Below are 26,476 nucleotides of genomic sequence, written 5' to 3' on the forward strand. Positions count from 1 at the left end.
TCGTCATTGGTCCGGACATTCTAGCGCCGGACTCGCCGAAAAGGTTGATCCTGCTCATGAGCCAAGCTCCCCTCGTCCTGGTGGACGGTTCTTCATATCTGTACCGCGCCTTCCACGCGCTGCCGCCGCTGACTACGTCCAAGGGGCTGCCGACCGGCGCCGTAAAGGGCGTGTTGAACATGCTCAAAAGCCTGCGCAAGCAGTACCCGGACAGCCCGTTCGCGGTAGTTTTCGACGCTAAGGGCGGGACATTTCGCGATGACATGTACGCCGAGTACAAGGCCAATCGTCCGAGCATGCCCGATGATATGCGGGTACAAATCGAGCCTTTGCACGCCAGCGTGATCGCGCTGGGTTTCCCCTTGCTGTGCGTAGAGGGCGTGGAAGCCGACGATGTCATCGGTACGCTGGCCCGCAGCAGCGCTGCTGCTGATCGACCAGTGGTCATTTCCACCGGTGATAAAGACATGGCCCAGCTGGTTGATGGCCACATCACGCTGGTTAACACCATGACCGGCAGCGTGATGGACATCGAGGGCGTTAAAGAAAAATTTGGCGTTTCACCCGAGCAGATCATCGACTACCTCGCGCTGATGGGCGATTCGTCTGACAACATTCCAGGCGTGCCAGGTATTGGTCCCAAGACAGCGTCCGGCTTGTTGGTGGGCGTAGGCGGTGGTTTGGTCGATCTGTACGAAAAGCTCGATATCGTGCCGACCCTGCCCATTCGCGGCGCCAAAAACTTGCCTGCCAAACTCGAAGAACATCGCGAAATGGCGTTTTTGTCCTATCAGTTGGCGACGATCAAGATCGATGTGCCGCTGGATATCGGCCTGGAAGACTTGCACCTCAAGGCGCCTGACTGCGAAAAGCTGATTGAGCTGTACACCGAACTTGAGTTCAAAAGCTGGATTGCCGAAGTTGAGCGCGAGGCCAAGCGTGCCGGGCAGGTGATTGTGCATGAGGCTCCTGAAGCGCCCGCCGAAGCGGAGCAGCAGTACGAGACCATCCTCGACCAAGCCCGTTTTGATGTGTGGCTAAAAAAACTCAACGACGCCAAATTGATTGCCTTTGACACCGAAACCACCGGCCTGGACGCGCAGCAAGCGCAGCTGGTGGGCCTGTCGTTCGCGGTCAAGCCTGGCGAAGCGGCTTACATTCCATTGACCCATTCCTACATGGGCGTACCCGAGCAACTGGATCGCGACACGGTATTGCGTGCCCTCAAGCCGCTGCTGGAAGACCCGAGCAAAGCCAAGGTCGGACAACACGCCAAGTACGACATGAATATTCTGGCCAACTGCGCCATTGGTGGCGATCAAGCGTGCGGGATCATGGTACAGGGCGTTGCCTACGACACCATGCTGGAGTCCTATGTGCTCGACTCCACCGGCAGCCGCCACGATATGGACAGCCTGGCCCTCAAGTACCTGGGCCACACCACCACGAGCTTCCAGGACATTGCCGGCAAGGGCGTCAAGCAACTGACCTTCGACCAGATTTCCCTGGAGCAGGCCGGGCCGTATGCGGCCGAAGATGCCGACGTGACCTTGCGCCTGCACCATGTGCTGCATGAAAAGCTCGCGGCAATCCCCAGCCTGAACAGCGTACTGACAGACATCGAGATGCCGCTGGTGCCGGTGCTGGCGCGCATTGAACGCCAGGGCGCGCTGGTGGATGCCAACCTGCTGGGTATCCAGAGTGTTGAGCTGGGTGACAAGCTGGTTGCGCTTGAGCGTGAGGCTTTTGCCATTGCCGGTGAGGAGTTCAACCTGAGCTCACCCAAGCAACTGGGTGTGATTCTGTACGAAAAACTCGGTCTGCCAATCATCAGCAAAACAGCCAAAGGTCAGCCTTCGACTGCCGAAGCCGTGCTGGCGGAGCTGGCCGAGCAGGACTTCCCGCTGCCCAAGGTGCTGATGCAGTACCGCTCGATGAGCAAGCTGAAGAGCACTTACACCGATCGCCTGCCGGAGCAGATCAACCCTCGTACGGGCCGTATCCACACCTCCTACCACCAGGCCGTCACGGCGACCGGTCGTTTGTCTTCAAGTGATCCAAACTTGCAGAACATTCCGATCCGTACCGCCGAAGGTCGTCGGATCCGTCAGGCATTTGTGGCCCCCAAAGGCTACAAACTGCTGGCGGCCGACTACTCGCAAATCGAGCTGCGGATCATGGCTCACCTGGCCAAGGACGAAGGTTTGCTGCATGCCTTCCGCAACAACCTGGACGTGCACAGCGCCACCGCTGCCGAGGTATTCGGGGTTGATCTGGCGGACGTCACCACGGATCAGCGCCGCAGCGCCAAGGCCATCAACTTCGGTCTGATCTACGGCATGAGCGCCTTTGGCCTGGCCAAACAGATCGGCGTCGACCGCAAACAATCCCAGGCCTACATCGACCGTTACTTTGCGCGCTATCCGGGGGTTCTGGACTACATGGAGCGCACGCGCACCCAGGCTGCCGAGCAAGGCTATGTCGAGACCATTTTCGGTCGTCGCCTGTATCTGCCGGAAATCAACGCGAAAAACCCGGCGTTGCGCAAAGGCGCAGAGCGTACGGCGATCAACGCACCGATGCAGGGAACGGCGGCCGATATCATCAAAAAAGCCATGGTGTCTGTGGATAACTGGCTCAGCGCCTCAGGCCTCGATGCCCGCGTCATCCTGCAAGTACACGATGAACTGGTGCTCGAAGTGCGTGAAGACCTGGTGGACCAGGTGCGTGATGAAGTGCGGGTGCATATGAGTGACGCAGCGAAGCTGGATGTGCCGCTGCTGGTTGAAGTGGGTGTGGGCAACAACTGGGATGAGGCGCACTAAAACCACGGGGTTTGGTAGTCGCTGCCGAGGCACGAAGGCTGCGAGCTCTTAAAGATCAAGGGCTCGCAGCCTTCGTGCCTCGGCAGCGACTACACGTTTTTACAGCTTGCCGCCTGGTCTGCAAGCGGGCTTATTCCAAAGAGTTTTTAGGCTCCCGGAACTAAATCTGCCAACACCACTCAGATTTATTGAATGGGTGGTGAAGCCCTTCAAAGCTCCTAATGTTGTGTTAAGTGTTGGCAGATATCTGAACCCCGCCCTAGCGGTTCAGTACTTGAACCCCGGACCTCCTTCCCCCCATGCGAAGTCCGGGGTTTTTTTTGCCTGCGATGTGTTACTCGTCGGCTTCAACCAGTTCTTCGCCTTTGTTCGGCAGTTCCATCCAGCGTGCCAGCACGGTGTACGCCTCTTCCAGGCCCATGCGCTTTGGCGTGGAGAACAACTGGATAGTGACGGCATCACCCCATTGCTTGCGAATGTCCGACTGGATTTTAAGCAGCGTATTTTTTGCAGCGCCGTACGTCAGTTTGTCGGCTTTGGTCAGCAAAATATGCATTGGCATGCCGCTGGACACGGTCCAATCCAGCATCAAAAGGTCGAAATCGGTCATTGGATGACGGATATCCATCATCAAGATCACGCCCTTGAGGCTTTCACGGCTGCCGAAATACGCCTCAAGGTGACGCTGCCAGTGCAATTTCAGCGGGATCGGCACCTTGGCATAACCGTAACCCGGCAGGTCGACCAGACGACGTTCTTCGTCCAGTTTGAAGAAGTTCAGCAACTGAGTGCGGCCCGGAGTTTTCGACGTGCGCGCCAGGCTGGCGTGGGTCAAAGTGTTGAGGGCACTGGACTTGCCGGCGTTGGAACGCCCGGCAAACGCGACTTCGTAGCCTTCGTCATCGGGGCATTGATCGACTTTGGCAGCGCTGAGCATGAAGGTGGCCTGTTGGCACAGACCGAGAATGGGGTTCTTGAGTTGCATGGGATTTCCGATGTGAGCGGCGTCAGGAATGGACGCGGCGAGCGTGTCGTTTCCGTTTCAGTGACGCCAGTATATAATGCCGCAGATTTTGTGTGCGCTTTGTCCCAGCGTAGGATGAAGAACACGGGAGCGAAAACCCAGGTTGCGCATTAGAACGCAGCAGGCTCCCAACCCTGAAAAGGTCGTTTTATGACTGCTGGTACCGGTGTCTTGATGCCACGTTACAGCATTCAGGCTACACAGGATCCGGAAGCCGTGTACAACCGCGTTTGTATTGTCTGCCATGCAGGTCAGCTTATCGGCCAAGGTTAGAGCAGGGTATGGAGGCGCTGGTGCAACACGTGACCCAGGGTTTCAAGGCGATGCCGCCGCGTGGTTTGTGCATGGACTGCAGTGTCGAGGATCACCGAACTGTCCTACAGTGGATAAGCGAGTGAGCCCGGCCCAGAACTCTTTAACCCTTAGCCGTAGTTGGATTAGCTGATGAACAAATTACTCGTGAGTCTGCTGTTGACCTTGGGCGTCAGCGGTATTGCCCAGGCTGCAAGCACCGCTGTGGTAGGTGATGCTGCTGCAGGTCAGGCAAAAACCGCTGTATGTGGCGCTTGTCACGGTCCGGACGGCAATAGCATGGCCCCAAACTTCCCCAAGCTGGCCGGGCAAGGTGATCGTTACCTGCTCAAGCAGTTGCATGAAATCAAGGACGGCAAGCGTCAGGTGCTGGAAATGACCGGCCTGCTGGCGAACCTGAACGATCAGGACCTTGCCGACATCGCTGCCTACTACTCAAGCCAGAAAGGTTCGGTGGGTGCTGCTGACCCGGCACTGGTTGCCCAGGGTGAAGCCCTGTTCCGTGGTGGCAACCTTGAGAAAGGCATGCCAGCGTGCATCGGCTGCCACTCACCTGACGGCCAGGGTCTCGCTGCTGCCGGTTTCCCGCATCTGGGTGGCCAACACGCCAGCTATATCGAGAAGCAACTGACAGACTTCCGTGAAGGCGATCGCACCAACGATGGCGACTCGATGATCATGCGCGGCATCGCGGCCAAAATGAGCAACAAGGATATCAAGGCGCTGGCCAGCTATATTCAAGGCCTGCACTAAGGTCTGTACGGTCGGCGGGGCCAGGTCTTGATACCAGTGGTCACGTTAACGATCGTTTAATCCTTGAATGTGAACCTCAAAGGGCAGCTTCGGCTGCCCTTTTGCATCGCGTCTACAGTTACACTATCGAACTCAAGCCAGCATGGACCTGTCTGAATACAGGTCACGTTGATATGACCTTATCTGTCCAGGAGTAAAGCATGCGTAATCTGATTCTCAGCGCCGCTCTCGTCAGTGCCAGCCTGTTTGGCATGACCGCTCAAGCTGCCGAGCCGCTTGAAGCGGGCAAACAATATGTAGAGCTGAGCAGCGCCGTTCCGGTTGCCGTGCCTGGCAAGATCGAAGTTGTCGAACTGTTCTGGTATGGCTGCCCGCATTGCTTCGCGTTCGAGCCAACCATCAACCCGTGGGCAGAAAAACTGCCGGCCGACGTGAGTTTCGTACGCATCCCTGCCATGTTTGGCGGGATCTGGAATGTTCATGGCCAATTGTTCATCACCCTTGAAGCCATGGGCGTTGAAAACAAGGTTCACAAAGCCGTGTTCCAGGCCATCCACGATGGTAAAAAACTGGCTACCCCAGAGGAAATGGCTGATTTCCTCGCGGGTGAAGGCATCGATAAAGACAAGTTCCTGAGCACTTACAACTCGTTTGCCGTCAAAGGCAAGGTTGAAGACGCCAAGAAGAAGGCACAGGCCTATCAAATCTCCGGCGTACCGACCATGGTCGTCAACGGCAAGTACCGCTTCGACCTGGGCACTGCCGGTGGCCCTGAGGGCGCATTGAGCGTTGCCGACCAGCTGATCGCCAAAGAGCGTGCAGCGGGCGCAAAAAACTAAGCGGCGCCCTCGCCCATGCTCCGCTGGAAAGGCGAGCGAAGCGTTGGTCTGCATGAGCCGCAGATTAACGAAGATCATCTGGCGTCCTGCGGGATGCCGGATGATCGGCGTTTACGACTGCTCAGTTTCAATATCCAGGTGGGTAACAGCACCCAGGGTTACCGGCATTACCTGACCCGCAGTTGGCAGCATGTATTGCCCCACAAAGGGCGGGCCGGCAACCTGGAACGCATTGGTGACTTGCTCAGCGACTTCGATCTGGTCGCCCTGCAAGAAGCCGATGGTGGTAGTCATCGTTCCGGATACATCAATCAGGTCAAGTATCTTGCCCAGCAGGGCGAATTCCCCTACTGGTATCAACAACTCAATCGCAATCTCGGGCGTCTGGCCCAACACAGCAATGGCGTGCTCAGCCGGTTGCGTCCTGCCGCGATTGAAGACCACCCCTTGCCCGGCCCTGCGGGGCGTGGTGCGATTCTGGTGCGCTTTGGAGACGGCCCCGATGCATTGGTGGTGGTGGTTATGCACTTGGCACTGGGGACAAAAACCCGCACCCGGCAGTTGGCCTATATTCGCGAGTTGATTGGCGGTTATCAGCATCAGGTGTTGATGGGCGACATGAACACCCATGCCAACGACCTGCTGCACACATCACCACTGCGTGACCTCGGGTTGTTGGCACCGCAGATGGAGGCCACCTTCCCCAGTTGGCGCCCGCAACGTTGCCTTGATCATATTTTGCTCAGCCCTAGCCTGACCCTTGAGCGCGTTCAGGTACTGGACCAGCCAATCTCGGACCATCTGCCGGTGGCTGTAGACATCCGTCTGCCAGGTTCTATCGGCGTTGACTCGCAGCTAGCGTTGCGCCCGTCTGATAACGAGCCCAAGGCATGACAGACGAAGCCGCGCGCTGGAAAGAGAAATACCTTAAGAGTGTTGAGCTGCAAGACAAGCTTGAGCGTCGCTGGAATGCCCGCCTCGACTTGCTGCGCCGTGGGCTGGTGCGCAGCACCCTGGCCGCTGAAGGTACCGATCGTACGGTCGACCAGTGCATGAAAGAGATGCGCGAAGTGGTGCGTACCAATGAGATGGACGCCGCCCTTGCCGCTTTGCTGCCACGCCTCGAAAAAGCCGTGCTCGACTCTGAGCAGCGGCGTGAAACCCGGGTTGAGCAAGTCAGCGTGGCACTCAATACACTGGTCACGCAACTGCAGGCCCTGCCTCTGCCACGTGAGGTCAGCAAGCCGCTCAAGGCCTATGCCAAGCAGCTCGATAACCGGGTGACCCACGCCCGTGAAATACCGTTGCTGCTCGATGAGCTGAGTCGCTTGCAGGGGCAGGCATTGGCGCCGCAGCTCAATGGTGCACAACCACCCAAGCCGGGTTTGCTGCAGCGCCTGTTCGGTGCACAAAACGCCGAAAAGGTCCCCGACGAAGATACTGTGGCTCCGGTTTCGACTCTGGGGCAAGCCTTGGCGCCGGAACCTGCTGCGCCGAAAACCGTGGCCCCGCTTCTTGTTGCCGAGCCGCTGGCAAAGCCCGCTGTGCAGCCAGAACCAGTAATGGTTGAAGCCGAACCACCGCCTTTGCCGCCCGTTGCTGCAACTGACGATGACGTTCAAACGCTTGTCGAGCCGCTACCTGCGCTGCCTCAAGAGCCCCAGGTGCATGCATCCAGCGGTGCGCTTGAGTCTGTAGTCGCGATGGTTGAGGCCGAGAATGATCAAACCCGGGACTTCGTTGAGCCGCCGCCCGATGAGCAACCTGAGCGGGCCGAAATCGATGCCGTCTATGCCCTGCCCGATGCCCCCGAGCCGACTTACAGCAGCGTAGCCGAGCATATTGAGTCCACGTTGCTCGGGTTATTAAGCGGTCTGTCGCTGCCTGAACACCACAGGCCCCAGGCCGAAGCCATGTGTCGGCGCCTCGAAAAAGGGCTTAACTGGTACGAATTGCTACCGATACTCGACGATCTTGCCGTTTTGATGCTGGCCATCACTGATAGCGGCCAGCATGAGTTCGAGACTTACCTCAAGCAACTCAACGAGCGTCTTGAGTCGTTCCAGAACAACCTTCAGGCAGCAAGCGAGGGTCATGCCGAAGGTCGATCCGCCGCCGACGACTTGCACAGCCAGTTACGCGAACATGTAGACGGCTTGCAAAACAGCGTTCAGGACGCCGTCGACCTGAACAGCCTCAAGCACCTGCTGGAAAACCGTCTCGAAGGGCTATTGGGCACGATAGACCAACACCAGCAGCAGCGCATCGCCCGTGAGCAAGAGGTCGCGGCCCATCTTCAGGGCCTGGCCGAGCGCATTGCGAGCATGGAGCAGCAGGCCCAGGGCTACCACGAACATCTTGAAGAGCAACGCCAAAAAGCCTTGATAGACCCCCTCACAGGCCTGCCTAACCGTGCGGCATGGGGTGAGCGTCTGCAGCATGAGGTCGAACAATGGCAAACCCATGGCAAGCCTTTGCTGATCGCCATGCTCGATCTCGATCACTTCAAGCGCATCAATGATGGCTACGGGCACCTGGCGGGTGACAAGGTGCTCAAGATCATTGCCACTCAGTTACGCAAGCATCTGCGGTCGGTCGACTTTATTGCCCGTTTTGGTGGCGAAGAGTTTGTGCTGCTTATGCCCGACACGCCGCTGGCTTCAGGCTTGCATCTGATCGAGAAGCTGCGGGCGGCGATCGAGGCCTGCCCGTTCCACTTCAAGGGCGAGCCCGTGACGATCACCACGTCTATCGGTGTGTCCGCGTTCAGGACGGGTGATCGCAGTGACCATGTGCTTAAGCGGGCAGATGAAGCACTGTACCGGGCCAAGCAACGTGGGCGTAACTGTGTGGAACCTCAAGTATCGACAGTTAAAACTTGATACTTATTCATCGCACTGCGTAGTTACTTTCTAGTTGAAAAGTAGTACATGTCGGCATTTAAACTATATCGATATATTCGCCTGCGTATTTCTTGACGACCGACAAATGGGCGGCTTATATAAAATAACAGGCCAGCTTGATTAATTAGCAGATGATGCTGGCACTGTGTATAGCTGATTATTAACCCTCCATCAACAATGCCGCCGAGCACCGCGGCTCTGGCCCGCTGACCCGGCGCCAGCGCGGAGCGCTGCACGGCCGTGAAAGGTAGTGTATGAAAACATTAATTTCTTTGTTGTCCGTAATCTTTTTGATTATGGGGGCTGCTTCGGTAAGTGCAGCAACTAAAAACACGATCTTCTCAGCCAACATTAACAAGGACGGAACCGTAGCTGCACAATCGCCGCACTGGATTAAAGACATTGAATACTCCAGTCAGCCCGATTATGCAGCCAGTTATAAAGTCAACTTGATGCCCGGTGCTTTTCAGAAAGATCCCAAGTTCTGTGTGGCATCGACCTACGACAATTCAAGCTACGAACACACTCTTTATGGCGACGCCAAATTGTCGAGCAAACCGACCCGTTCTGAAGTGAATGTTATTGGCCTGATACTGGGGGCCAATGGGCCATCCGGGGACACATCCATGAGTTTTTATCTGGTGTGCGGTAAATAACCCACCTTGCGGAGGTTGCGGCCCTGCTGTTGTTTATCAGGTCGCAGCCCTCGTGTTTATCCCGTACAGCTGCACGACACGGGCGGTAAGGTATGCTTGCCCATTAATTGCTTAGTCGTGTTGTTCTTGCCCATGAAATTTTCAGCTCTGATTTTGTCTCTTGCCCTGCTGGCCGGTTGCAGTAATGGCCTGCGCATGGACACCAGCCACCCTTCGGTCAACCACGACAGCCGGGTGCAGTTCGTGGTGCTTCATTACACCTCGACTTCACTGGAACGCTCTTTGGAGCTGTTGACTCACGGGCCCGTCAGCAGCCATTACCTGGTCGGCGATACCCCGCCGACCATTTACAAACTGGTGGATGAAAACCAGCGTGCCTGGCACGCCGGTGAGAGCCAATGGAAGGGCCGTACCTGGCTGAATTCCAGCTCCATCGGCATTGAAATCGTCAACAAGGGCTATCGTGATACGCCACAAGGCCGGGTCTGGTACCCCTATACCGAGGGTCAGATTCAGTCCGTTATTGCACTGCTCAAAGACATCTCCACGCGCTACAAGATCGACCCGCACAATATCATTGGCCACAGCGATATCGCGCCCTTGCGCAAGCTGGACCCTGGCCCGTTGTTTCCCTGGAAACGCCTGGCGGATGCAGGCTTTGGCATCTGGCCTGACGCTCAGTCTGTTGCCCGCGAGCAAGCGCTGTACGCCAGCAACTTGCCAAGCATTACCTGGTTTCAGCAGCAACTGGCGCTATTGGGCTACGAAACACCGCAAACCGGCGAGCTGGATGTAGCCACTCGTCATGTGCTTGCGGCGTTCCAGATGCATTTCAGGCCCTCACGCTTTGATGGCACGCCTGATGCTGAAAGTGCAGCCATCTTGAAAGTGCTGAACACGCAAAAGCACTGAGGCCCGGCGCGGGTTATAGAAGCGGCAGGGCCATGTAAAATTGCGTGCCTTGCCCGGGGCGCGAGTACACCCCGATGCGACCGCCGTGCAGTTGCACAATCTCTTTGCACAGTGCCAGCCCAAGGCCTGCACCGCCCTTTTTGCGACCGACTTGTACAAAGGGCTCAAAGATCCGGCCTTGTTGGCTGTAGGCAATGCCTTCGCCATTGTCTTCGACGCTGATAATCACCCGCTCGCCATGACGCCGGGCCTGCAGGTGGATCTGCCCGCCGTTGGCGGTGTGGCGCAAAGCGTTGTCCAGCAGGTTGTCCAGCACCCGCTCCAGTTGGGCCTGATCGGCATTCAGATCGGGCAACGGCTGCTGCAGTTCAATCAGCAACTCAATGTTGCGCGTGGTTGCGCGCTCAGCAAGGCGGGCGCGGGCTTCTTCGAGCATTTGCTCAACGTTGCAGGGGGCCAGCGTCAGTTTTTGCATGCCGTTTTGATAGCGCGAGAAGTTCAGCAGGTCATTGATCAACTGCATCAGGCGCTGCATTTCTTCGTTGACCGTGTTGAGCAAGTCAGTTTCACGGGATTGAGGATCGAAGCGCGCGCGCTCCAGGAACAATCCAAAGGCCATGTGCATGCCCGTCACGGGAGTGCGCAACTCATGGGAGGCCCTTAGCACGAACTCACTGCGCACACGCTCGAAGGCGCGCTGCTCGGTGACGTCATGCAACACCATCACGGCGCCAAGGATAGGCCCCTTGGGCTGACTGACAGGGGTCAGGCTGTAGGTCAACAAGCGGGTTTCGCCTTCGATGTCGACGCTCAAGTCTTCCGGCAAACGCTCTAGACTTCCACCGCGCAGTACTGTTTGCAGTTGCTGGTCGAGTTCCGGGCGTTGCAACGCCTCACCCAGCGACTGCCCCAGACGCCCTTCATCCCAGCCCAACTGGCGCTGGGCAACGGGGTTCAAGTGTTCCAGCCGGCCTTGCTGATCGATCATCAACAGCCCGTCATCGATGCTGTCGAGTACCGCTTGCAGCCGCTGCTGGCCTGCCAGCAGCTCGTCGATGTTGGTTGCCTGATGCTGGCGCAAAGCCTCGGCCATGATGCCGAAACGCCTCGTCAGCAGGTTCATCTCTGTGGCCGAAGAGAGCGGCAGTACCACCTCGAAATTACCTTTGCCGATGTTATCCGCGGCTTTGGCCAATGCCTCGATAGGTGCACCAAAACGCCTGGCAATACCATGGGCGGTAACAAAGCCGATGATCAGCACTGCAAGGCCAACCAGGCCCAGCAGGGCGGCAATCACCAGGGCGCGCTCACGGGCCGCCGCCTGAGCGGCATAGATGGTGTCCAGCGCCCGACGATGCTCGGTGATCAGGCCATTGCGCAACTGATTGAAGCGGCTGGACAGTTCCTTGTCATTGCTCAGATTGAGCTCTGCGTCGTGCGCTTTATTGAACGCCTGCAAAAAGCTTTCGTAATCCACTCGGGCCTGGGCAAAACCGCTATGCAGATGGTTTTTGCGCTCATGCTCGATGCCCTCGTCGAGCAGTTTCAAATACTGCTGGGCCGAGGCCTGCAGCGCTTGAGGGTCTGGCTGGTTGTGCAGCATCATGACCAACTGATCGCCCAGCGACTGTCGCAGCTTCAAGCCCAGGTCGAGGGTAATGAAGTTGTTGCGAATCAGCGCTTCCTGAGTCTTGGCCATTTGCATCACGCTGACAACGCCGAGCAACAGGCCCAGCAGCGCCACCGTGATCAGCGCGGAAATGCTCAGGAACAGGCGGGTGCGCAGCTTGATCGCAAGTTTCATCGCAGGCTCACAGGTTGTACTGCTTACGTTTTCGATACAGCGTCGAGGCATCAATGCCCAGGGTTTTGGCCGCCTGGTCCAGGGTTTCGCTGGTGGCCAGGACGGCGCCGATATGGGCCTTTTCCAACTGGTCCAGGCTCAATGCCGCACCAATACGCGGTGCATTGGGCACGGTTTGCTCGGCCATGCCCAGGTGGCTGATTTCAACGACTTCCTGGGGACAAATAATACTCGCGCGCTCAACCACATTGCGCAACTCGCGGATGTTGCCCGGCCAGCGGTAATTGGCCAGCGCCCGACGCGCTTCTTCACTGAAGCCACGGGCGGGGCGGGCGTATTCCTTGACGAAACGGGCCAGGAACCGGTCGGCCAGGGTGAGAATGTCCTCGCTGCGCTCACGCAGTGGCGGCAAGTGCAGGGTAATCACGTTCAGGCGATAGAGCAGGTCTTCGCGAAAACGGCCATCGCGCACCATGTCTTCAAGGTTGAGGTTGGTAGCGGCCAGAATGCGCACATCGGCCCGGCGTGTTACGGGGTCGCCAACGCGCTCGTACTCTTTGTCCTGAATAAAACGCAGCAGTTTTGGCTGAAGCGCCAGCGGGAAGTCGCCGATTTCATCGAGGAACAATGTCCCACCGTCAGCCTGATTAACCCGGCCCAAGGTACTCTCGCTGGCGCCGGTGAAGGCACCGCGGGTATGCCCGAACAGCTCGCTTTCCATCAACTCGGCCGTCAGTGACGGACAGTTAATAGTGACGCAGGACTTTTTCGCCCGTTTGCTCCAGCCGTGTATCGCCCGTGCCAGCTCACCCTTGCCGGTGCCGGACTCGCCAAGAATCAGGATGTTTGCATCGGTGCCGGCGACCTGACGGGCCGTTTCCAGAACGGCCATCATCGCCGGGCTGTGGGAGTCGAGGCCATCCTTGGGCTTGCGCATCTCGCCTTCCAGGGCCTCCAGGCGGGCGGACAACTGACGCACTTCCAATTGCTTGGCCGTTGCCAGGCGCAGTTGGTCAGGGCTGCACGGCTTGACCAGGTAATCCGCGGCCCCTGCCTGGATTGCATCAACGGCGGTATCGACAGCCGAGTGGGCAGTCACAATGACGACCCGCATCCACGGCGCCTGGATACGCATCTGAGCCAGTACATCCAGGCCGTTGTCTTCACCCAGGCGCAGATCGAGAAAGCACAGATCGAACACCTGACGTTGCAACAGCGCGTCGGCCTGCGCTGCGCTGTTGGCCGTGGCGACGGTGTAACCCTCATCCTCAAGGCAGTAGCGGAATGTACGCAGGATGGCGGACTCATCGTCGACCAGCAGAATGCGGCCCTGACGCTCTTTGGCTGATTCCATTTCCTACATTCCTTTATATGTGGTCTTGGTTAGTGTCGGAATAATCGGGCAAGTTGCATGATTTTTCGGATTGATTCCGAGGCTAGCACCGAAGCCGCTGGCCTGCATGAGGTAACTGGCTGATTTTTCGGCTTTTTGCGTTGAGTTTCAGGTCGAAATTAATCCCTCTTGTAGCAGCTGACTCGCGGAGCGAGGCTGCGTCCGACGGCGTAGCCGTCGTAAATCCTGAGTCAACGTTTCTCCTGATACACCATAGAGCTCCGGTTCTACGACGGCTACGCCGTCGGACGCAGCCTCGTTCCTTCGGCAGCTACGAAGTTTGGGTGGCTGCGCGATCGTGCAGAACGCACGACAGCCTTGCCGGGCATCGTGCAGGATGCGTGCAGAATTCATTTCAATATATTTATAACTTATTGATTTATAAGGGTTTTATTCGAACCTGGAAAGTGGCACGCCACCTGCAATTACCTCTGTACAGAGCGTCGCAACAGGCGACTTAACCTTACATGACCACCGGGTGGCAGGAGTTTGAACATGAATCGTCTGGATTTCTCCAACATGCGTGTTTCGTCATTGCATCTGCAGCAAGGCCTGTTCGCCAGCCTTGCACTGTCGGTGACCCTGATCGGTGGTCAGCAGTTGGGTCGGCTGGAGCAGGCCTCGCAGCCTGTTGCCGTTGTGAAACATCACATCGCCCCCCAGCAGCATTTCAAAGCATTTGGCCCTGTGTCTGATAGCACCGGCCGTTTCGAACTGGCGGCGTCGGACGACACTCAGATCGCCCGCTCGCAACCAGCACCTGAACGTTGGGTGTTTTAAGTGTTCACAACCTTGAGGCCCCTGATCGGGCGTCGAGCCACACCCTTGGCATCATCCTGTTTCGCACAGTAATAAGGAGAAACACCATGTTGAGTTGGGCAATTACCTTCCTGATTATCGCCATCATCGCTGCTGTCCTGGGCTTCGGTGGTATTGCGGGCACCGCTACCGGCATCGCCAAGATTCTCTTTGTCGTGTTCCTGGTGATGTTTGTGGTGTCCTTTATCTTTGGTCGCCGCGGTCGAGGCTAGCCATGTTCGCCCCCTCCTTTAAGGCAGCGGTTGCTACCCCGATATCGGGTGGCGACCGCGGGGCATGAAACCGGTTACATCGCGGGTTGCGGCCAAGGTTTTACCTTGGTTTTTTTACGTCTGAAGAAAATCACCCGACATGCGTAATGCCTTATCAGGGTTCATTTTTTTAAAAACAAATGTGGCCTGAACGGCACTTCGAAACGTCGACCGTATATCGACTTGTAGAAAAATAGCCCGGACTTATATCTGATTTGTGTTGTCGGATATTTCTTGGATATAAGCGGCTTTATGCCACCCCCTCCTTCGCCAAAAAGACCTTGAAACAGCCGGTCTACGGCACTTATGTCGTCTATTCTGTGGAATCTCAGGAGGGGCGATTTGAGGTCTTGTCGGACAAAACCCATGCCGATTCGGCATAGGGTAGGCGTTTACGGCATTAGACGGCTACCTCGTGCATGGGAATAGTTGCGCCTTTTTTCGCCTGCCAAAGAGCCTTTCGGGCTCGGTTTGGGCGACCTTCTACGGGGGTGGCGGTTTCTGCTTTTTGCGCTTTCAAGCGCTCTATTCAGAGCCTCTGCCCGAGTCCACTTGAAGTAAGGGTAATGACATGAAGAAGGCAAAACTTAGCCTCGCCTGGCAGATCCTGATTGGTCTGGTCCTCGGGATTGCAATCGGCGCGCTGCTCAACCATTTCAGTGCTGAAAAGGCCTGGTGGATCAGTAACGTTCTGCAACCTGCCGGCGATATCTTTATCCGTCTGATCAAGATGATCGTAATCCCAATCGTGATTTCCTCACTGGTTGTCGGGATTGCAGGCGTGGGAGATGCGAAGAAACTCGGTCGTATCGGTTTTAAAACCATCATTTACTTCGAGGTGGTCACCACCATCGCGATCCTGGTCGGCCTGGTGCTGGCCAACGTGTTCCAACCCGGTGCCGGGATCGACATGAGCACCCTGGGCACGGTCGATATCTCCAAGTACGCGGCCACGGCTGCTGAAGTAACGCATGAACATGCGTTTATCGAGACCATCCTCAACCTGATTCCATCGAACATCTTCGCGGCCATGGCTCGCGGTGAGATGTTGCCGATCATCTTCTTCTCGGTGCTCTTCGGTCTCGGTCTGTCGAGCCTGAACGCCGAACTGCGCGACCCGCTGGTGAAAACCTTCCAGGGCGTGTCCGAGTCGATGTTCAAAGTCACTCACATGATCATGAACTACGCGCCAATCGGTGTGTTTGCCCTGATCGCCGTGACTGTCGCCAACTTCGGTTTCGCCTCGCTGGTGCCACTGGCCAAGCTGGTGCTGCTGGTTTATGGCGCCATCCTGTTCTTCGCCGTAGCTGTACTGGGCCTGATTGCCAAGCTGTTCGGCTTCTCGGTGTTCAAGCTGATCCGCATCTTCAAGGATGAACTGGTTCTGGCTTACTCCACCGCCAGCTCCGAAACCGTGCTGCCACGTGTGATTGAGAAGATGGAAGCCTACGGCTGCCCGAAAGCGATCTGCAGCTTTGTGGTACCGACCGGCTACTCGTTCAACCTTGACGGTTCGACCCTGTACCAGAGCATCGCGGCAATCTTTATCGCCCAGTTGTATGGCATCGATCTGTCGATCAGCCAGCAACTGCTGCTGGTTCTGACCCTGATGGTGACCTCCAAAGGCATCGCCGGTGTACCGGGCGTATCCTTCGTGGTACTGCTGGCGACCCTGGGCAGCGTGGGCATCCCGCTGGAAGGTCTGGCCTTTATCGCCGGTGTTGACCGTGTGATGGACATGGCCCGTACGGCCCTGAACGTGATCGGTAACGCCCTGGCGGTACTGGTAATCTCCCGCTGGGAAGGCATGTACGACAGTGCCAAGGGCGAGCGCTACTGGAACTCGCTGCCGCACTGGCGCAGCAAGGAAGCCCTGCCAAAAGGTGAGTAACCTCGCCTGGTAGCGCAACTCCCACAAACCCCGGCCTTGGTCGGGGTTTGTTGTTTCTGGGGGTAGGCCGCTATCATTCGCACCATCTTCCAGGAGTTTTCTTGATGCTCAACGGCCTATGGCTCAGCTTTTTCGTCGTCGCTACTGTGTCGGCGCTCGCCCAATGGCTGGTGGGGGGCAACGCAGGGATCTTCTCAGCGATCGTGGAAAGCATCTTCGCCATGGCCAAGTTGTCGGTCGAAGTGATGATTTTGCTCTTCGGCACACTGACCTTATGGCTCGGCTTTTTGCGTATTGCCGAAAAAGCCGGGATCGTCGACTGGCTGGGCAGGGCGCTGGGGCCGCTGTTCAAGCGCCTGATGCCGGAAGTCCCACCCGGCCATCCGGCGCTGGGCTTTATCACCCTGAACTTCGCCGCCAACGGCCTGGGGCTGGATAACGCCGCCACGCCCATCGGCCTCAAGGCCATGCGTGCCCTGCAAGAACTCAACCCGAGCCCGACCAGCGCGAGCAATGCGCAGATCCTGTTTCTGGTGCTTAACGCCTCGTCCCTGACCCTGTTGCCGGTCACTATTTTCATGTACCGCGCCCAGCAAGGGGCACCGGACCCGACACTGGTATTCCTGCCGATTCTGCTGGCGACCAGTGCTTCGACCCTGGTCGGCTTGCTGTCGGTGGCCATTGTGCAGCGCCTGCGCCTGTGGGACCCGGTGGTGCTGGCGTACCTGGTGCCTGGCGCGCTGATCCTGGGCGGCTTCATGGCGTTGCTGGCAACCCTGTCAGCCACGGCGCTGGCAAGCTTGTCGTCGATCCTGGGCAACCTCACGCTGTTCGGCCTGATCATGTTGTTTCTGGTGATCGGAGCGCTGCGCAAGGTCAAGGTCTACGAAGCGTTTGTCGAAGGGGCCAAGGAAGGCTTCGACGTAGCGAAAAACCTGCTGCCGTACCTGGTGGCGATGCTGTGCGCGGTAGGTGTGCTGCGTGCTTCCGGAGCGCTGGACTTTGGCCTGGACGGTATTCGCCATGTGGTCGAGTGGCTGGGTTGGGATACGCGCTTTGTCGATGCGTTGCCAACGGCCATGGTCAAACCCTTTTCGGGCAGTGCGGCCCGGGCCTTGCTGATCGAGACCATGCAGACCCAGGGCGTGGACAGCTTCCCGGCGCTGGTGGCCGCCACGGTGCAGGGCAGTACGGAGACCACGTTCTATGTGCTGGCGGTGTACTTCGGCGCTGTCGGCATTCAGCGCGCCCGGCATGCGGTGGGCTGCGCCTTGCTGGCGGAACTGGCGGGCGTGGTGGCCGCTATTTTGGTGTGCTACTGGTTCTTTGGCTAAGAGCACAGCGTTCACAGCCCTGTAGTCGCTGCCGAGGGCTGCGAAGGGTTGCGGAGCAACCCGTTATTCTGAATTCTACGTGCCCCTCATCGCAGCCTTCGGCAGCGATTACAGGGCTTGTGCAGCGGTTTTACGCCACACACTCACCAGCCACGGTTGCTGGTCACGGGGCAAGCCAGCGGGGCGGTAGTAGTGCTCCAGCTCGGCAAACCCTGCAGCCGTCAGCATCGCCCGCCAGTTCTGCAGATCGTGATAAGCGCCATAACGCTCACCGTTCCAGCCTTCACGGTTGTCGCCGCGCGGGTTGGAACTGAGCAGCACGCCGCCGGGTTTCAGAGCCGCGCGCAGCTTGCCCAAAACCTGACCCAGTTCCTGGGTCGGCACATGGAACAGTGAAGCATTGGCAAAGATCCCGTCGAAGCGTTCAGCGGGCAAGTCGAGCTTGAGAAAGTCCTGATGCCACACTTCACAGCCGCTGTCTTCGCGGGCCATTTGGGTGAAACGTTCGGTGCCGTCCAGGCCGATTGCCACATGCCCAAGGCGGGTGAAGGCCTGCAGGTCGCGACCCGGCCCACAGCCGAAGTCCAGAAGGGTGAAGGGCGCCGGGCCTTGAATATGGCGCAGCAGGGCGTCGATATTCTGGCTGACATCGTGGTCGCGAGTGCCTTCACGAAATCCCTCGGCGCTCTGTTGATAGTGGCTCAGGGTCGTGGCGGCAATCTGTTCGAGGGTTTTTGCATCGAGGGTCATCGCAGGCTCAGTCGGCGGCGGGCTGGCCGCCGACTATACCTCAGCGTTTGTTCAGTGCCAGGGCCAGACGGTCGCCGCCCAGCTGAATCACGGCCACCAGGATCACCAGCAGTACGATCACGGTCAGCATCACTTGCGAATCGAAGCGCTGATAGCCGTAGCGGTACGCAATGTCGCCCAAACCGCCAGCACCAATCGCACCGGCCATGGCCGACGAGTTGATCATCGTTACCAAGGTAATGGTAAAACCGCCGACGATACCGGGTAAGGCTTCGGGCAACAGTACGTGCCAGATAATGTGATGGCGCTTGCAGCCCATGGCCTGGGCCGCTTCGATCAAACCGTGATCCACCTCGCGCAGGCTGACTTCAGCAATACGCGCAAAAAACGGTGTGGCGGCGATGGTCAGCGGTACGACCGCAGCCCATACGCCATAGGTAGTGCCCACAATCAGGCGGGTGAACGGGATCAATGCCACCATCAAAATCAGAAACGGGATGGAACGGAACAGATTCACGAATGCACCCAATGCCTTGTTAAGCGTGGGAGCTTCATAAATCCCGCCTTTGCCGCTGGTGACCAGGATCACCGCCAGGGGTATGCCCAGAACCAGCGCGATCAGCGACGACACACCGACCATCAGAAAGGTGTCGATCACCCCCTGCCACAAACGATCAAATCCCATAGCCCACTACCTCGACCTGTTGTGCCCATTGCCCGGCGCGCTTGCGCAGCTCTTCAGCGCCCAGCGAAGTGCTGGTCACGCTGAGCAGCAGTTGCCCCAGGGCATGGCCCTGGATGTGTTCGACGCCGCCGTGCAGCAGTCGAACTTGCCCGCCCAGCGCGCTGAACAACGCGCCCAGATCAGGCTCTTGCGCCTGGCTGCCGGTAAAGCGCAGACGCAAGATCACGCTGGCTTGTGAAGACAGGGGCTGCGCCGAAATGCGGCTTTGCAGCGCTTCGGGCAGGCTGGCTTGCAACGGCGCCAGCAGGGTTTTGCTGACGTCATACTGCGGGTCACCAAATACTTGCCACACCGGGCCTTGTTCGACCACACGACCTTGTTCCAGTACCACCACACGATGGCAAATATCCCGGATCACGGCCATTTCATGGGTGATCAGGATGATGGTCAGACCCAGACGCTGGTTGATTTCGCGCAGCAGGCCAAGGATCGACTGCGTGGTTTCGGGGTCCAGTGCCGAGGTGGCTTCGTCACACAGCAAAATTGCCGGGTCGTGCACCAGCGCACGGGCAATGCCTACACGCTGTTTTTGCCCGCCCGACAGTTGCGCCGGGTAAGCCGTGTGCTTGCCTTGCAGGCCAACCAGCTCCAGCAGCTCACGGACCTTCTGCTCGCGTTGCAGCTTGGGGACGCCTGCCACCTTGAGCGGCAGTTCGACGTTCTGCCATACGGTTTTGGCCGACATCAGGTTGAAGTGCTGGAAGATCATGCCGATCTTGCGCCGCAGCGCGACGAGCTTGTCTTCGTCAAAGCCGGCGATATCGACCTGATCGATCAGTACGCGGCCACTGGAGGGCTGTTCGAGGCGGTTGATGGTGCGAATCAACGACGACTTGCCAGCCCCGCTGCGCCCGATGATGCCGAAGATTTCCCCGCGCTGGATTGCCAGATCGATGCCCGTGAGGGCATCCACCGGGCCCTGGCGGCCGTCATAGGTTTTGCCGATACCGATAAAACGCACATGGGCGTGACTCAGCTCGGGGTGCAGCTCGGTGTGGTTCGCGCCGGGCTGCGGCTGAACAAGCCGCTCGCGAGCAATGGCCACATTCATGGTTAGCCTCCCCAGCCGGGCTGGTACAGAGTGCCGTAGGTCTTATCCAGTTGGGCCTTGACCACGGGGGAGTGCTGATAAATATCGATGAATTTGGCCAGACGCGGGTCGTCTTTGTTCTTGGGCTGGATCACGAACTGAATCACATACTCGGGGTGGTCGATACCGTCGAACAGCAAGGCCGACTCGGCATCGAAGGTTTTGGACAGGCGGATGTAGGCTGGATAGCCCTGTACCAGGTCGGCATCGTCGTAGGCGCGCACCAGTTGCACGGCCTCTACCTGCAGGATCTTGATCTTTTTCGGGTTGGCGATGATGTCTTCTTCAGTCGCCTTGTAACCGACGCCCGGCTTGAGGGTAATCAACCCGGCCTTGGCCAGCAGCTGCAGACCGCGCCCGCTGTTGATCGGGTCGTTGGCGATGGCGACGGTCGCGCCTTCAGGCAAGGCGTCGAGGCTTTTGTACTTTTTCGAATAGAGGCCAACGTTGTTGATGATGCCTTTGGCGTAGGGCGTCAGATCAAAGCCGGCGGCGGCCTTGGCGTTTTCCAGGAATGGGATGTGCTGGAAGTAGTTCACGTCGATATCGCCGCTGGCCAGGCTGACGTTGGGTGCGATCCAGTCGGTAAATTCCACCAGTTCGACCTTGAGCCCTTGCTTGTCGGCCTCGGCCACGGCGGTTTCCAGGGGGATGGCGAAAGCGGCGGTGGTGCCGACCTTGAGCGGCTTGTCGGCCGCGTGGAGCAAACCGCTAAACAGCCCGAGGGCCAGAACCAGTGCGTGTTTTTTGTTCATGATTATTGCCCAGTCAAAGAGTCGGAATTTGAACCCTGTGGGAGCGAGCCTGCTCGCGAAAGTGCGGCAATCCTGCAAGCTTCGCGAGCAGGCTCGCTCCCACAATTAAAGAGTTAAGGGTTGTGTCTGTAAGCCGCGCCGGTATGCCGTTGTGGCAAGTGCGCATCCCCGTCGACAAACAGCTTTTGCCGCAGGCTGCCGGTGTCATAAGCCGTTTTATAGGAGCCCCTGCGTTGCAGTTCAGGGACCACCAGGTCGATAAAATCGACGTAGCTTTCAGGGGTGACGATGCGGGTCAGGTTGAACCCGTCGAGGCCCGTTTCTGCAATCCAGGATTCCAGCTCGTCGGCCACTTGCTCAGGCGAACCCACCAAGGTGATGTAACGCCCGCCCAGAGCGTGCTGTTCAAGCAGCTTGCGCCGGGTCCAGTCGTTGTTTTGCAGCACTTTGGTAGCGGACTGGATCGCGTTGCTCTTCACGTACTGGATCGGCTCGTCCAGTTCGTAATCGGCAAAATCGATACCCGTGGAGCTGGAAAAGTGCGCCACGCCGGCTTCGGCGCTGGCATAGCTCAGGTACTCGTCACGCTTGGCCAGTGCCTGGGCCTCGGTGGGTGCCACGATTACGTTCAGGCCCATAAACAGCTTGATGTCGTCCGGGTTGCGGCCGGCAGCCACGGCGCTGGCGCGCACCTTGTCGATCTGGGCTTTGGTCGCTGCCTTGGTCTGCCCGCTGATAAACACGCACTCGGCATGGCGACCGGCAAACACCAGGCCGCGATCCGAACTGCCCGCCTGAAACAGCACCGGCGTACGTTGCGGTGACGGTTCGCACAGGTGATAACCCTCCACCTGATAGAACTCACCGTCGTGTTTGACCTTGTGCACCTTATCGGGCCGGGCATAGATGCGCTGGGCCGGGTCGTTGAGCACGGCGTCGTTTTCCCAGCTGCCTTCCCATAGTTTGTAGAGCACTTGCAGGTACTCATCAGCCTGATCGTAACGCCGGTCATGCTCGACCTGTTCGGTCAGGCCCATGGCCTTGGCTGCGCTGTCGAGGTAGCCGGTGACGATATTCCAGCCCACGCGGCCCCGGGTCAGGTGGTCCAGGGTCGACATGCGACGCGCGAATAAGTACGGGGTTTCGTAGGTCAGGTTGGCGGTCAGGCCAAAACCGAGGTTTTTGGTGACGGCAGCCATTGCCGAAACCAGCAGCAGCGGGTCGTTGACCGGTAGCTGGATCGCCTCTTTGAGTGGCATATCAACCGATTGTTGATAGACGTCGTACACCCCCACGATATCGGCGATAAAAAGCCCGTCAAACAGCCCGCGCTCCAGCAGCTGCGCCAGCTCTGTCCAGTATTCCAGAGTGTTGAAGGTGGTCGAGTTGTCCCGTGGATGGGTCCACAGCCCGTGGTTGATATGGCCAATGCAGTTCATGTTGAAGGCATTGATCAGGATTTTCTTTTTGCTCATCAGATGGTCCCCCGCAGTGGCGGGTTGGCATCGTTGAGGTAGTAATTACCCACCGCGTGATACTTCCAGCGCACCGGGTCATGCAGGGTATGCACGCGGGCATTGCGCCAGTGGCGGTCAAGACCGTGCTCGGCCAGGGTGGCCTGGCTGCCGGCGAGCTCAAACAGAGTGCTGCCGGCGGCCAGGGAAATGTCTGTACTCAGGGCCCGGGCTTCTGCGATGGCAATCGAGGCTGCGGCAACGGTATTGGCATTGGTATTGGCCTGGGCGATATCCAAAAACTCACCGGCGCGTTCCAGCAGGGCTTCGGCAGCATGCAGGCGTACGCTCAAGTGGCCGAAGCTTTTGAGGGTCAGCGGGTCTTCGCTGGCGATATCCGTAGTGGCGTCGATCCAGGGCCGGGTTTTTGTGCGTACAAAATGCAGCGCGTCTTCAAAGGCGGCGCGAGCGATACCGGTGTCGATCGCTGCGTGCAGAATCTGCGCCAGCGGGCCAACCGGGGTCGGACGCTCGAAGGCGCTTTGAAACGGGATTACGTCTTGTGCTGCGACCAGGACGTTGTCGAATACCACCGAGCCGCTGCCCGTGGTGCGCTGGCCAAAACCGCTCCAGTCGTCGATCACGCTCAGGCCATCGCTGTCGCGGTGTACAAATGCCAGGTGCTGGATACCGTTATCGTCCACCACCGAGGTGGGAATCCGCTGCGCATACAGTGCACCGGTCGCGTAGAACTTGCGGCCAGTGATGCGGAAACCGTGCTCGGCCTTGGCCAGATGGGTGGTGCGATCGTGGGCGGTCTTGGTGCCGATTTCAGCCAGGGCATTGCCGAAACGCTCACCGGCCAGTACCTCGGCATAGAGCCGTTGCTTTTGCTCGTGTGTGCCATTGACCCGCAACACTTCGAGTGCATAAAAGTGGTTTTGCGGGATTTGCCCCAGTGAGGCATCGGCCGCGGCGATCAGCGCGACCACTTGCGCCAGCGTGACGTTGGATACGCCTGCGCCGCCGTAGGCCTTGGGCACGGTGATGCCCCACAGGCCAGTATGGGAAAACAGCTCAAGCTCATCAAACGGCAAGCGCCGTTCGCGGTCGCGCAGGGCACTGTCGCGCTTGAAAAACGCCGCCAGTTCACGGGCTACGCTCAGGGCCTCGGCATCGCTGTGGATAACCGGGACCTGTTTGGATATCAGGGACATGGGTGTCTCCAGGGTCAGATCCAGGAATGCCGGGCAGGCAGGGTGCCGTTGAGGCGATAGGCGCCGATGGCGTGGTACTTCCAGCGCACCGGGTCGTGCAGGGTGTGCACCCGGGCGTTGCGCCAGTGACGATCGAGGTTGAATTCGGCCAGGCTGGCACGGCTACCGGCCAGTTCGAACAGCTTTTCGCTGGCCAGCAGCGACAGCTCGGTGCTCAGCACCTTGGCTTCGGCCACCGCAATCGAGGCGCGGGCAGCGCCAGGAGCGTCAATCGGTGCGGCGCTGACTTCGTCCAGGACGCGACCGGCTTTGCGCAGCAAGGCTTCGGCTGCGTGCAGCTCAATGTGCAATTTGCCGATATCGGCAATCACATAAGGGTCATCGCTGTTGCGCTCAACCTTGGCGTCGATCCACGGCCGCGAGCGCTCGCGGACAAAACTGATGGTGTCGGCAATGGCGCCGCGAGCAATGCCCAGGTCAATGGCGGCCTGGATCAATTGCGACACGGCGCCTTGAATGTTCGGGGCATCGTTGAGGCGCGAACTGTCGACCACCAGTTCGGCTTCAACCCGCACGTTGTTAAGCAATACAGTGCCGCTGGCGGTAGTGCGCTGACCAAAACCGGACCAGTCATCCACTACCCGCAGGCCTGGTGTGCCACGGCGTACAAAGGCCATGACCTGCCTGCCCTCATCGTTGAGTGCCTTGACAGCGACCCAGTGGGCGAACAGGGCACCGGTGGAGTAAAACTTCTGACCACTGATGGCGAATTCGTCGCCGTCAGCGGTAATCCGGGCTTTCAGGTCCAGGGTGTTTTTGCTGCCGCGCTCCGGGCCCGCATTACCGATGCGCCAGCCTTGCAGCACGCTGGCGAACAGTTGTTCTTTTTGCGCCCGGGTAGCCGTGGCAGCGATCAGGCTAAGAATGCCCACCTGATTTTGCGGGATTTGCCCCAGCGCCGGATCGGCAGCCGAGATGGTCGCGAACACTTCAGCCAGGGTCACAAATGACACCTGTGGCCCGCCAAATTCGCGGGTAATGGAGATGCTCCCCAGCCCGCTGCGGGTGAATTCTTCTACAAGCGACCAGGGTAACTTTCGCTGCTGGTCGCGTTTGCCCGCGTGTTCGCGTGCACTCGCAGCCAGTTTACGAGCGGCTTCAAGGGCTTCGTTGTCAGTGCGCAGAATATGCGCTGCCAGCAACAGAGGCGCGACATCCTGGTCGCTTTGCAGGTGTGCATTGGCCAAGTTGGACATTAGTTGCGCTCCTTGGCTGCACTCAATGCCCTGGCGTTATGCACAAGGGTGATTGTGTTACGGACCATACCTACCTCACGTTTCATGGGAGCGCCGCTTGTGCGGCGCGGATAAAAGCTGAGAGTCCGGTGGTCCGGTGCATATACCCTAATCGAGTATAAAAATTTAAAGAACTAACTTTTAGGAATATGAATAGATGATTCCATAGCCCCCCGCCCCTAATTGCGCCAGTTGGGCCGCGGCTCTGCGGCGTGCAGCACTTCCCTTGGTGCGGGGTTGAGATAGAGCTTAGGGGCGCCCACCTTGAGTATTCGCGCAGGAGCCCAGCGCGAATTGTTGCCCACACGGTCGATCACGCAGTAGGTGACCTCCAGTTTGGCGTCTTCGCCGACCTCCTGGATGATGTGAGGGGGCACGAACACGCTGACGGGTTTGTCGATATCCACCTTGCGCAGTTTGGGCAAGTCCAGGCGTACATCGCCCCAGAGCAGGGTGATGGCGTCATCGCTGGCCATGTTACGGTAGGGTTCGATCGTCACCGGGACGCCGCGCTTCATCTGGCTTGGATTAACCCCGTAGCGCTGGATGGGCTGCGGAATCACCAGCGGGGCCAGGCCCTGGTTTTCGTCGCCAATGGCTTCGCCGCCAGGGCAGTCAAGTTTGACAAATATTTTAAGTTGAGCAGAAAGAGCCGGGTTGCTGCCGATATGCATCACCCGGTAATAAAGTCGCGCCGTACCATTTTGAATAAAACTCTGTGGCACTCTTAACATGACAGGCTGGCCAATACCGGCCTTGAAAATCTGTCGCGAGGCGACATAACAACCATCCCAGAACAACTCGACAAGATCACCTTCTTCCATGTTCTTGTAAGGGTTTACTGTAATAAGCAAATGCTCGGCCGCACGTGCGCAAACAGTATGCCTGGCAGGATTTGAAAGTACAGGAGGGGGCAGTTTGTTAAAGCATGAGGTAAAGGGCATATTTAAAGATTCCTTTCCAGTATGTAAGGGAACGGCAAACGCCTGCGCAGACCGATCCTCGCTTTCAGCACCGAGTCATGGCCGCACATGGGTAGCGCGATAGATAGTTGCCTTTTGATAATTGGCTGGGTTCGATTGTATTTATTAGATAAGAGTCTGTGAGCATGAGTGTCAAGAGAGAACAGGATTAATATAAATGTCCCTGAATTATTCAGAAAGTTCCTACTTATAGAGCGCTTTTAAAGTTGCATCTCAAGTAATTCTGGGGATGGGCGACGAGTATTAAGTCTATAATTTTATATGCTGCTTAATGCTCCGCGATCGCCAACCCTGTGCAGGCGCCCAATCACTCAGGGCCTTGGTTGTCGCGATTTTTTTGCATTTTTGCCATTTATTTCACACTCCGTCTGCATAATTGCCATGCGCGAGGCAGGGCGGTCTCAAGGAACAAGTGCAACAGTCAGTTAATTTTTCTGAGCATGCTAATCACGAAACTGGGCATTCCCGCCT

Annotated in this window: 22 protein-coding genes and 1 pseudogene; 12 read left to right on the forward strand and 11 right to left on the reverse strand. The window is 58.0% G+C overall.

Annotated elements, in window-relative coordinates; genetic code table 11:
- Positions 1–56 precede the first annotated feature (56 nt).
- The gene (gene polA / locus CJU81_RS19345) at positions 57–2,825 is read left to right on the forward strand and encodes a DNA polymerase I (protein ID WP_095037886.1); all 2,769 of its coding nucleotides are present in this window, start codon (positions 57–59) and stop codon (positions 2,823–2,825) included.
- Positions 2,826–3,159: 334 nt separating this feature from the next.
- Here polA and yihA read toward each other — a convergent pair whose 3' ends face one another.
- Positions 3,160–3,810 carry a ribosome biogenesis GTP-binding protein YihA/YsxC gene (gene yihA, locus CJU81_RS19350; RefSeq protein WP_016782752.1) on the reverse strand — a complete coding sequence of 217 codons (651 nt, stop codon included), beginning with the start codon at positions 3,808–3,810 and terminating at the stop codon, positions 3,160–3,162.
- A 189-nt stretch (positions 3,811–3,999) separates the two neighbouring features.
- On the opposite strand from yihA, the pseudogene CJU81_RS19355 reads away from it, so the two are divergent.
- From CJU81_RS19355 to CJU81_RS19385, 7 genes and pseudogenes are all read left to right on the forward strand, one after another.
- Positions 4,000–4,247: pseudogene (locus tag CJU81_RS19355) on the forward strand (c-type cytochrome).
- Between the two features lie 46 nt (positions 4,248–4,293).
- The gene (locus CJU81_RS19360; RefSeq protein WP_094999673.1) at positions 4,294–4,914 is read left to right on the forward strand and encodes a c-type cytochrome; all 621 of its coding nucleotides are present in this window, start codon (positions 4,294–4,296) and stop codon (positions 4,912–4,914) included.
- 200 nt (positions 4,915–5,114) lie between these two features.
- Positions 5,115–5,753, forward strand: a complete 639-nt coding sequence (locus CJU81_RS19365) for a thiol:disulfide interchange protein DsbA/DsbL (protein ID WP_016782754.1) — start codon at positions 5,115–5,117, stop codon at positions 5,751–5,753.
- 15 nt (positions 5,754–5,768) lie between these two features.
- Positions 5,769–6,647, forward strand: coding sequence for an endonuclease/exonuclease/phosphatase family protein (locus CJU81_RS19370; protein ID WP_095037887.1), 879 nt, complete (start codon positions 5,769–5,771; stop codon positions 6,645–6,647).
- Positions 6,644–8,635 carry a GGDEF domain-containing protein gene (locus CJU81_RS19375; protein ID WP_095037888.1) on the forward strand — a complete coding sequence of 664 codons (1,992 nt, stop codon included), beginning with the start codon at positions 6,644–6,646 and terminating at the stop codon, positions 8,633–8,635. The genes CJU81_RS19370 and CJU81_RS19375 overlap by 4 nt, the downstream gene beginning before the upstream one ends.
- A gap of 275 nt (positions 8,636–8,910) precedes the next feature.
- A complete protein-coding gene (locus CJU81_RS19380; RefSeq protein WP_095037889.1) occupies positions 8,911–9,312 on the forward strand; it encodes a hypothetical protein in 402 nt (133 codons plus the stop codon).
- 132 nt (positions 9,313–9,444) lie between these two features.
- Positions 9,445–10,224, forward strand: coding sequence for an N-acetylmuramoyl-L-alanine amidase (locus tag CJU81_RS19385; RefSeq protein WP_095037890.1), 780 nt, complete (start codon positions 9,445–9,447; stop codon positions 10,222–10,224).
- Positions 10,225–10,237: 13 nt separating this feature from the next.
- Here the strand turns inward: CJU81_RS19385 and CJU81_RS19390 are convergent, their stop codons facing one another.
- Together CJU81_RS19390 and algB are read right to left on the reverse strand one after the other, a co-directional pair.
- Complete coding sequence (locus CJU81_RS19390) at positions 10,238–12,028, reverse strand: KinB sensor domain-containing domain (RefSeq protein WP_095037891.1); 1,791 nt, start codon at positions 12,026–12,028, stop codon at positions 10,238–10,240.
- 7 nt (positions 12,029–12,035) lie between these two features.
- Positions 12,036–13,382 carry a sigma-54-dependent response regulator transcription factor AlgB gene (algB, locus tag CJU81_RS19395; protein ID WP_095027688.1) on the reverse strand — a complete coding sequence of 449 codons (1,347 nt, stop codon included), beginning with the start codon at positions 13,380–13,382 and terminating at the stop codon, positions 12,036–12,038.
- Between the two features lie 534 nt (positions 13,383–13,916).
- Here algB and CJU81_RS19400 point away from each other — a divergent pair.
- From CJU81_RS19400 to CJU81_RS19415, 4 genes are all read left to right on the forward strand, one after another.
- Entirely contained in the window at positions 13,917–14,201 is a 285-nt protein-coding gene (locus tag CJU81_RS19400) for a hypothetical protein (RefSeq protein ID WP_095027689.1), read from the forward strand.
- A gap of 86 nt (positions 14,202–14,287) precedes the next feature.
- The gene (locus tag CJU81_RS19405) at positions 14,288–14,452 is read left to right on the forward strand and encodes a DUF1328 domain-containing protein (RefSeq protein WP_019828122.1); all 165 of its coding nucleotides are present in this window, start codon (positions 14,288–14,290) and stop codon (positions 14,450–14,452) included.
- Between the two features lie 610 nt (positions 14,453–15,062).
- Entirely contained in the window at positions 15,063–16,382 is a 1,320-nt protein-coding gene (gltP, locus tag CJU81_RS19410) for a glutamate/aspartate:proton symporter GltP (RefSeq protein ID WP_016782761.1), read from the forward strand.
- Between the two features lie 104 nt (positions 16,383–16,486).
- On the forward strand, positions 16,487–17,716 hold the full coding sequence (locus tag CJU81_RS19415) for a nucleoside recognition domain-containing protein (RefSeq protein WP_088378644.1): 1,230 nt from the start codon (positions 16,487–16,489) through the stop codon (positions 17,714–17,716).
- A gap of 108 nt (positions 17,717–17,824) precedes the next feature.
- On the opposite strand, the gene CJU81_RS19420 is transcribed toward CJU81_RS19415, so the two are convergent.
- From CJU81_RS19420 to CJU81_RS19455, 8 genes are all read right to left on the reverse strand, one after another.
- Positions 17,825–18,466: a class I SAM-dependent methyltransferase gene (locus CJU81_RS19420; protein WP_095037892.1), complete on the reverse strand. Its 642-nt coding sequence runs from the start codon at positions 18,464–18,466 to the stop codon at positions 17,825–17,827.
- Between the two features lie 40 nt (positions 18,467–18,506).
- On the reverse strand, positions 18,507–19,151 hold the full coding sequence (locus tag CJU81_RS19425; RefSeq protein ID WP_095027691.1) for a methionine ABC transporter permease: 645 nt from the start codon (positions 19,149–19,151) through the stop codon (positions 18,507–18,509).
- Positions 19,141–20,262 carry a methionine ABC transporter ATP-binding protein gene (locus CJU81_RS19430; protein ID WP_095037893.1) on the reverse strand — a complete coding sequence of 374 codons (1,122 nt, stop codon included), beginning with the start codon at positions 20,260–20,262 and terminating at the stop codon, positions 19,141–19,143. The genes CJU81_RS19425 and CJU81_RS19430 overlap by 11 nt, the downstream gene beginning before the upstream one ends.
- Before the next feature lie 2 nt (positions 20,263–20,264).
- A complete protein-coding gene (locus CJU81_RS19435; protein WP_095027693.1) occupies positions 20,265–21,056 on the reverse strand; it encodes a MetQ/NlpA family ABC transporter substrate-binding protein in 792 nt (263 codons plus the stop codon).
- Between the two features lie 113 nt (positions 21,057–21,169).
- Positions 21,170–22,531 (reverse strand): LLM class flavin-dependent oxidoreductase, encoded by a 1,362-nt coding sequence (locus CJU81_RS19440; protein WP_095037894.1) that lies wholly within the window; start codon positions 22,529–22,531, stop codon positions 21,170–21,172.
- Positions 22,531–23,727: an SfnB family sulfur acquisition oxidoreductase gene (locus tag CJU81_RS19445; RefSeq protein ID WP_095037895.1), complete on the reverse strand. Its 1,197-nt coding sequence runs from the start codon at positions 23,725–23,727 to the stop codon at positions 22,531–22,533. Before CJU81_RS19445 ends, CJU81_RS19440 begins: the two co-directional genes overlap by 1 nt.
- 14 nt (positions 23,728–23,741) lie before the next feature.
- Positions 23,742–24,983, reverse strand: coding sequence for an SfnB family sulfur acquisition oxidoreductase (locus tag CJU81_RS19450; protein ID WP_095037896.1), 1,242 nt, complete (start codon positions 24,981–24,983; stop codon positions 23,742–23,744).
- Positions 24,984–25,201: 218 nt separating this feature from the next.
- Positions 25,202–25,966 (reverse strand): hypothetical protein, encoded by a 765-nt coding sequence (locus CJU81_RS19455; RefSeq protein ID WP_095037897.1) that lies wholly within the window; start codon positions 25,964–25,966, stop codon positions 25,202–25,204.
- Positions 25,967–26,476: the final 510 nt, after the last annotated feature.

It is taken from the genome of Pseudomonas fragi (assembly GCF_002269505.1).
In the GTDB taxonomy this organism is placed as follows: Bacteria; Pseudomonadota; Gammaproteobacteria; order Pseudomonadales; family Pseudomonadaceae; genus Aquipseudomonas; species Aquipseudomonas fragi_D.

Bases quoted from the DNA above. Each gene is read 5' to 3' on its own strand.
- polA (WP_095037886.1), top strand. From the start codon at position 57: ATGAGCCAAGCTCCCCTCGTCCTGGTGGACGGTTCTTCATATCTGTAC.
- yihA (WP_016782752.1), bottom strand. From the start codon at position 3,810: ATGCAACTCAAGAACCCCATTCTCGGTCTGTGCCAACAGGCCACCTTC.
- CJU81_RS19360 (WP_094999673.1), top strand. From the start codon at position 4,294: ATGAACAAATTACTCGTGAGTCTGCTGTTGACCTTGGGCGTCAGCGGT.
- CJU81_RS19365 (WP_016782754.1), top strand. From the start codon at position 5,115: ATGCGTAATCTGATTCTCAGCGCCGCTCTCGTCAGTGCCAGCCTGTTT.
- CJU81_RS19370 (WP_095037887.1), top strand. From the start codon at position 5,769: ATGCTCCGCTGGAAAGGCGAGCGAAGCGTTGGTCTGCATGAGCCGCAG.
- CJU81_RS19375 (WP_095037888.1), top strand. From the start codon at position 6,644: ATGACAGACGAAGCCGCGCGCTGGAAAGAGAAATACCTTAAGAGTGTT.
- CJU81_RS19380 (WP_095037889.1), top strand. From the start codon at position 8,911: ATGAAAACATTAATTTCTTTGTTGTCCGTAATCTTTTTGATTATGGGG.
- CJU81_RS19385 (WP_095037890.1), top strand. From the start codon at position 9,445: ATGAAATTTTCAGCTCTGATTTTGTCTCTTGCCCTGCTGGCCGGTTGC.
- CJU81_RS19390 (WP_095037891.1), bottom strand. From the start codon at position 12,028: ATGAAACTTGCGATCAAGCTGCGCACCCGCCTGTTCCTGAGCATTTCC.
- algB (WP_095027688.1), bottom strand. From the start codon at position 13,382: ATGGAATCAGCCAAAGAGCGTCAGGGCCGCATTCTGCTGGTCGACGAT.
- CJU81_RS19400 (WP_095027689.1), top strand. From the start codon at position 13,917: ATGAATCGTCTGGATTTCTCCAACATGCGTGTTTCGTCATTGCATCTG.
- CJU81_RS19405 (WP_019828122.1), top strand. From the start codon at position 14,288: ATGTTGAGTTGGGCAATTACCTTCCTGATTATCGCCATCATCGCTGCT.
- gltP (WP_016782761.1), top strand. From the start codon at position 15,063: ATGAAGAAGGCAAAACTTAGCCTCGCCTGGCAGATCCTGATTGGTCTG.
- CJU81_RS19415 (WP_088378644.1), top strand. From the start codon at position 16,487: ATGCTCAACGGCCTATGGCTCAGCTTTTTCGTCGTCGCTACTGTGTCG.
- CJU81_RS19420 (WP_095037892.1), bottom strand. From the start codon at position 18,466: ATGACCCTCGATGCAAAAACCCTCGAACAGATTGCCGCCACGACCCTG.
- CJU81_RS19425 (WP_095027691.1), bottom strand. From the start codon at position 19,151: ATGGGATTTGATCGTTTGTGGCAGGGGGTGATCGACACCTTTCTGATG.
- CJU81_RS19430 (WP_095037893.1), bottom strand. From the start codon at position 20,262: ATGAATGTGGCCATTGCTCGCGAGCGGCTTGTTCAGCCGCAGCCCGGC.
- CJU81_RS19435 (WP_095027693.1), bottom strand. From the start codon at position 21,056: ATGAACAAAAAACACGCACTGGTTCTGGCCCTCGGGCTGTTTAGCGGT.
- CJU81_RS19440 (WP_095037894.1), bottom strand. From the start codon at position 22,531: ATGAGCAAAAAGAAAATCCTGATCAATGCCTTCAACATGAACTGCATT.
- CJU81_RS19445 (WP_095037895.1), bottom strand. From the start codon at position 23,727: ATGTCCCTGATATCCAAACAGGTCCCGGTTATCCACAGCGATGCCGAG.
- CJU81_RS19450 (WP_095037896.1), bottom strand. From the start codon at position 24,983: ATGTCCAACTTGGCCAATGCACACCTGCAAAGCGACCAGGATGTCGCG.
- CJU81_RS19455 (WP_095037897.1), bottom strand. From the start codon at position 25,966: ATGCCCTTTACCTCATGCTTTAACAAACTGCCCCCTCCTGTACTTTCA.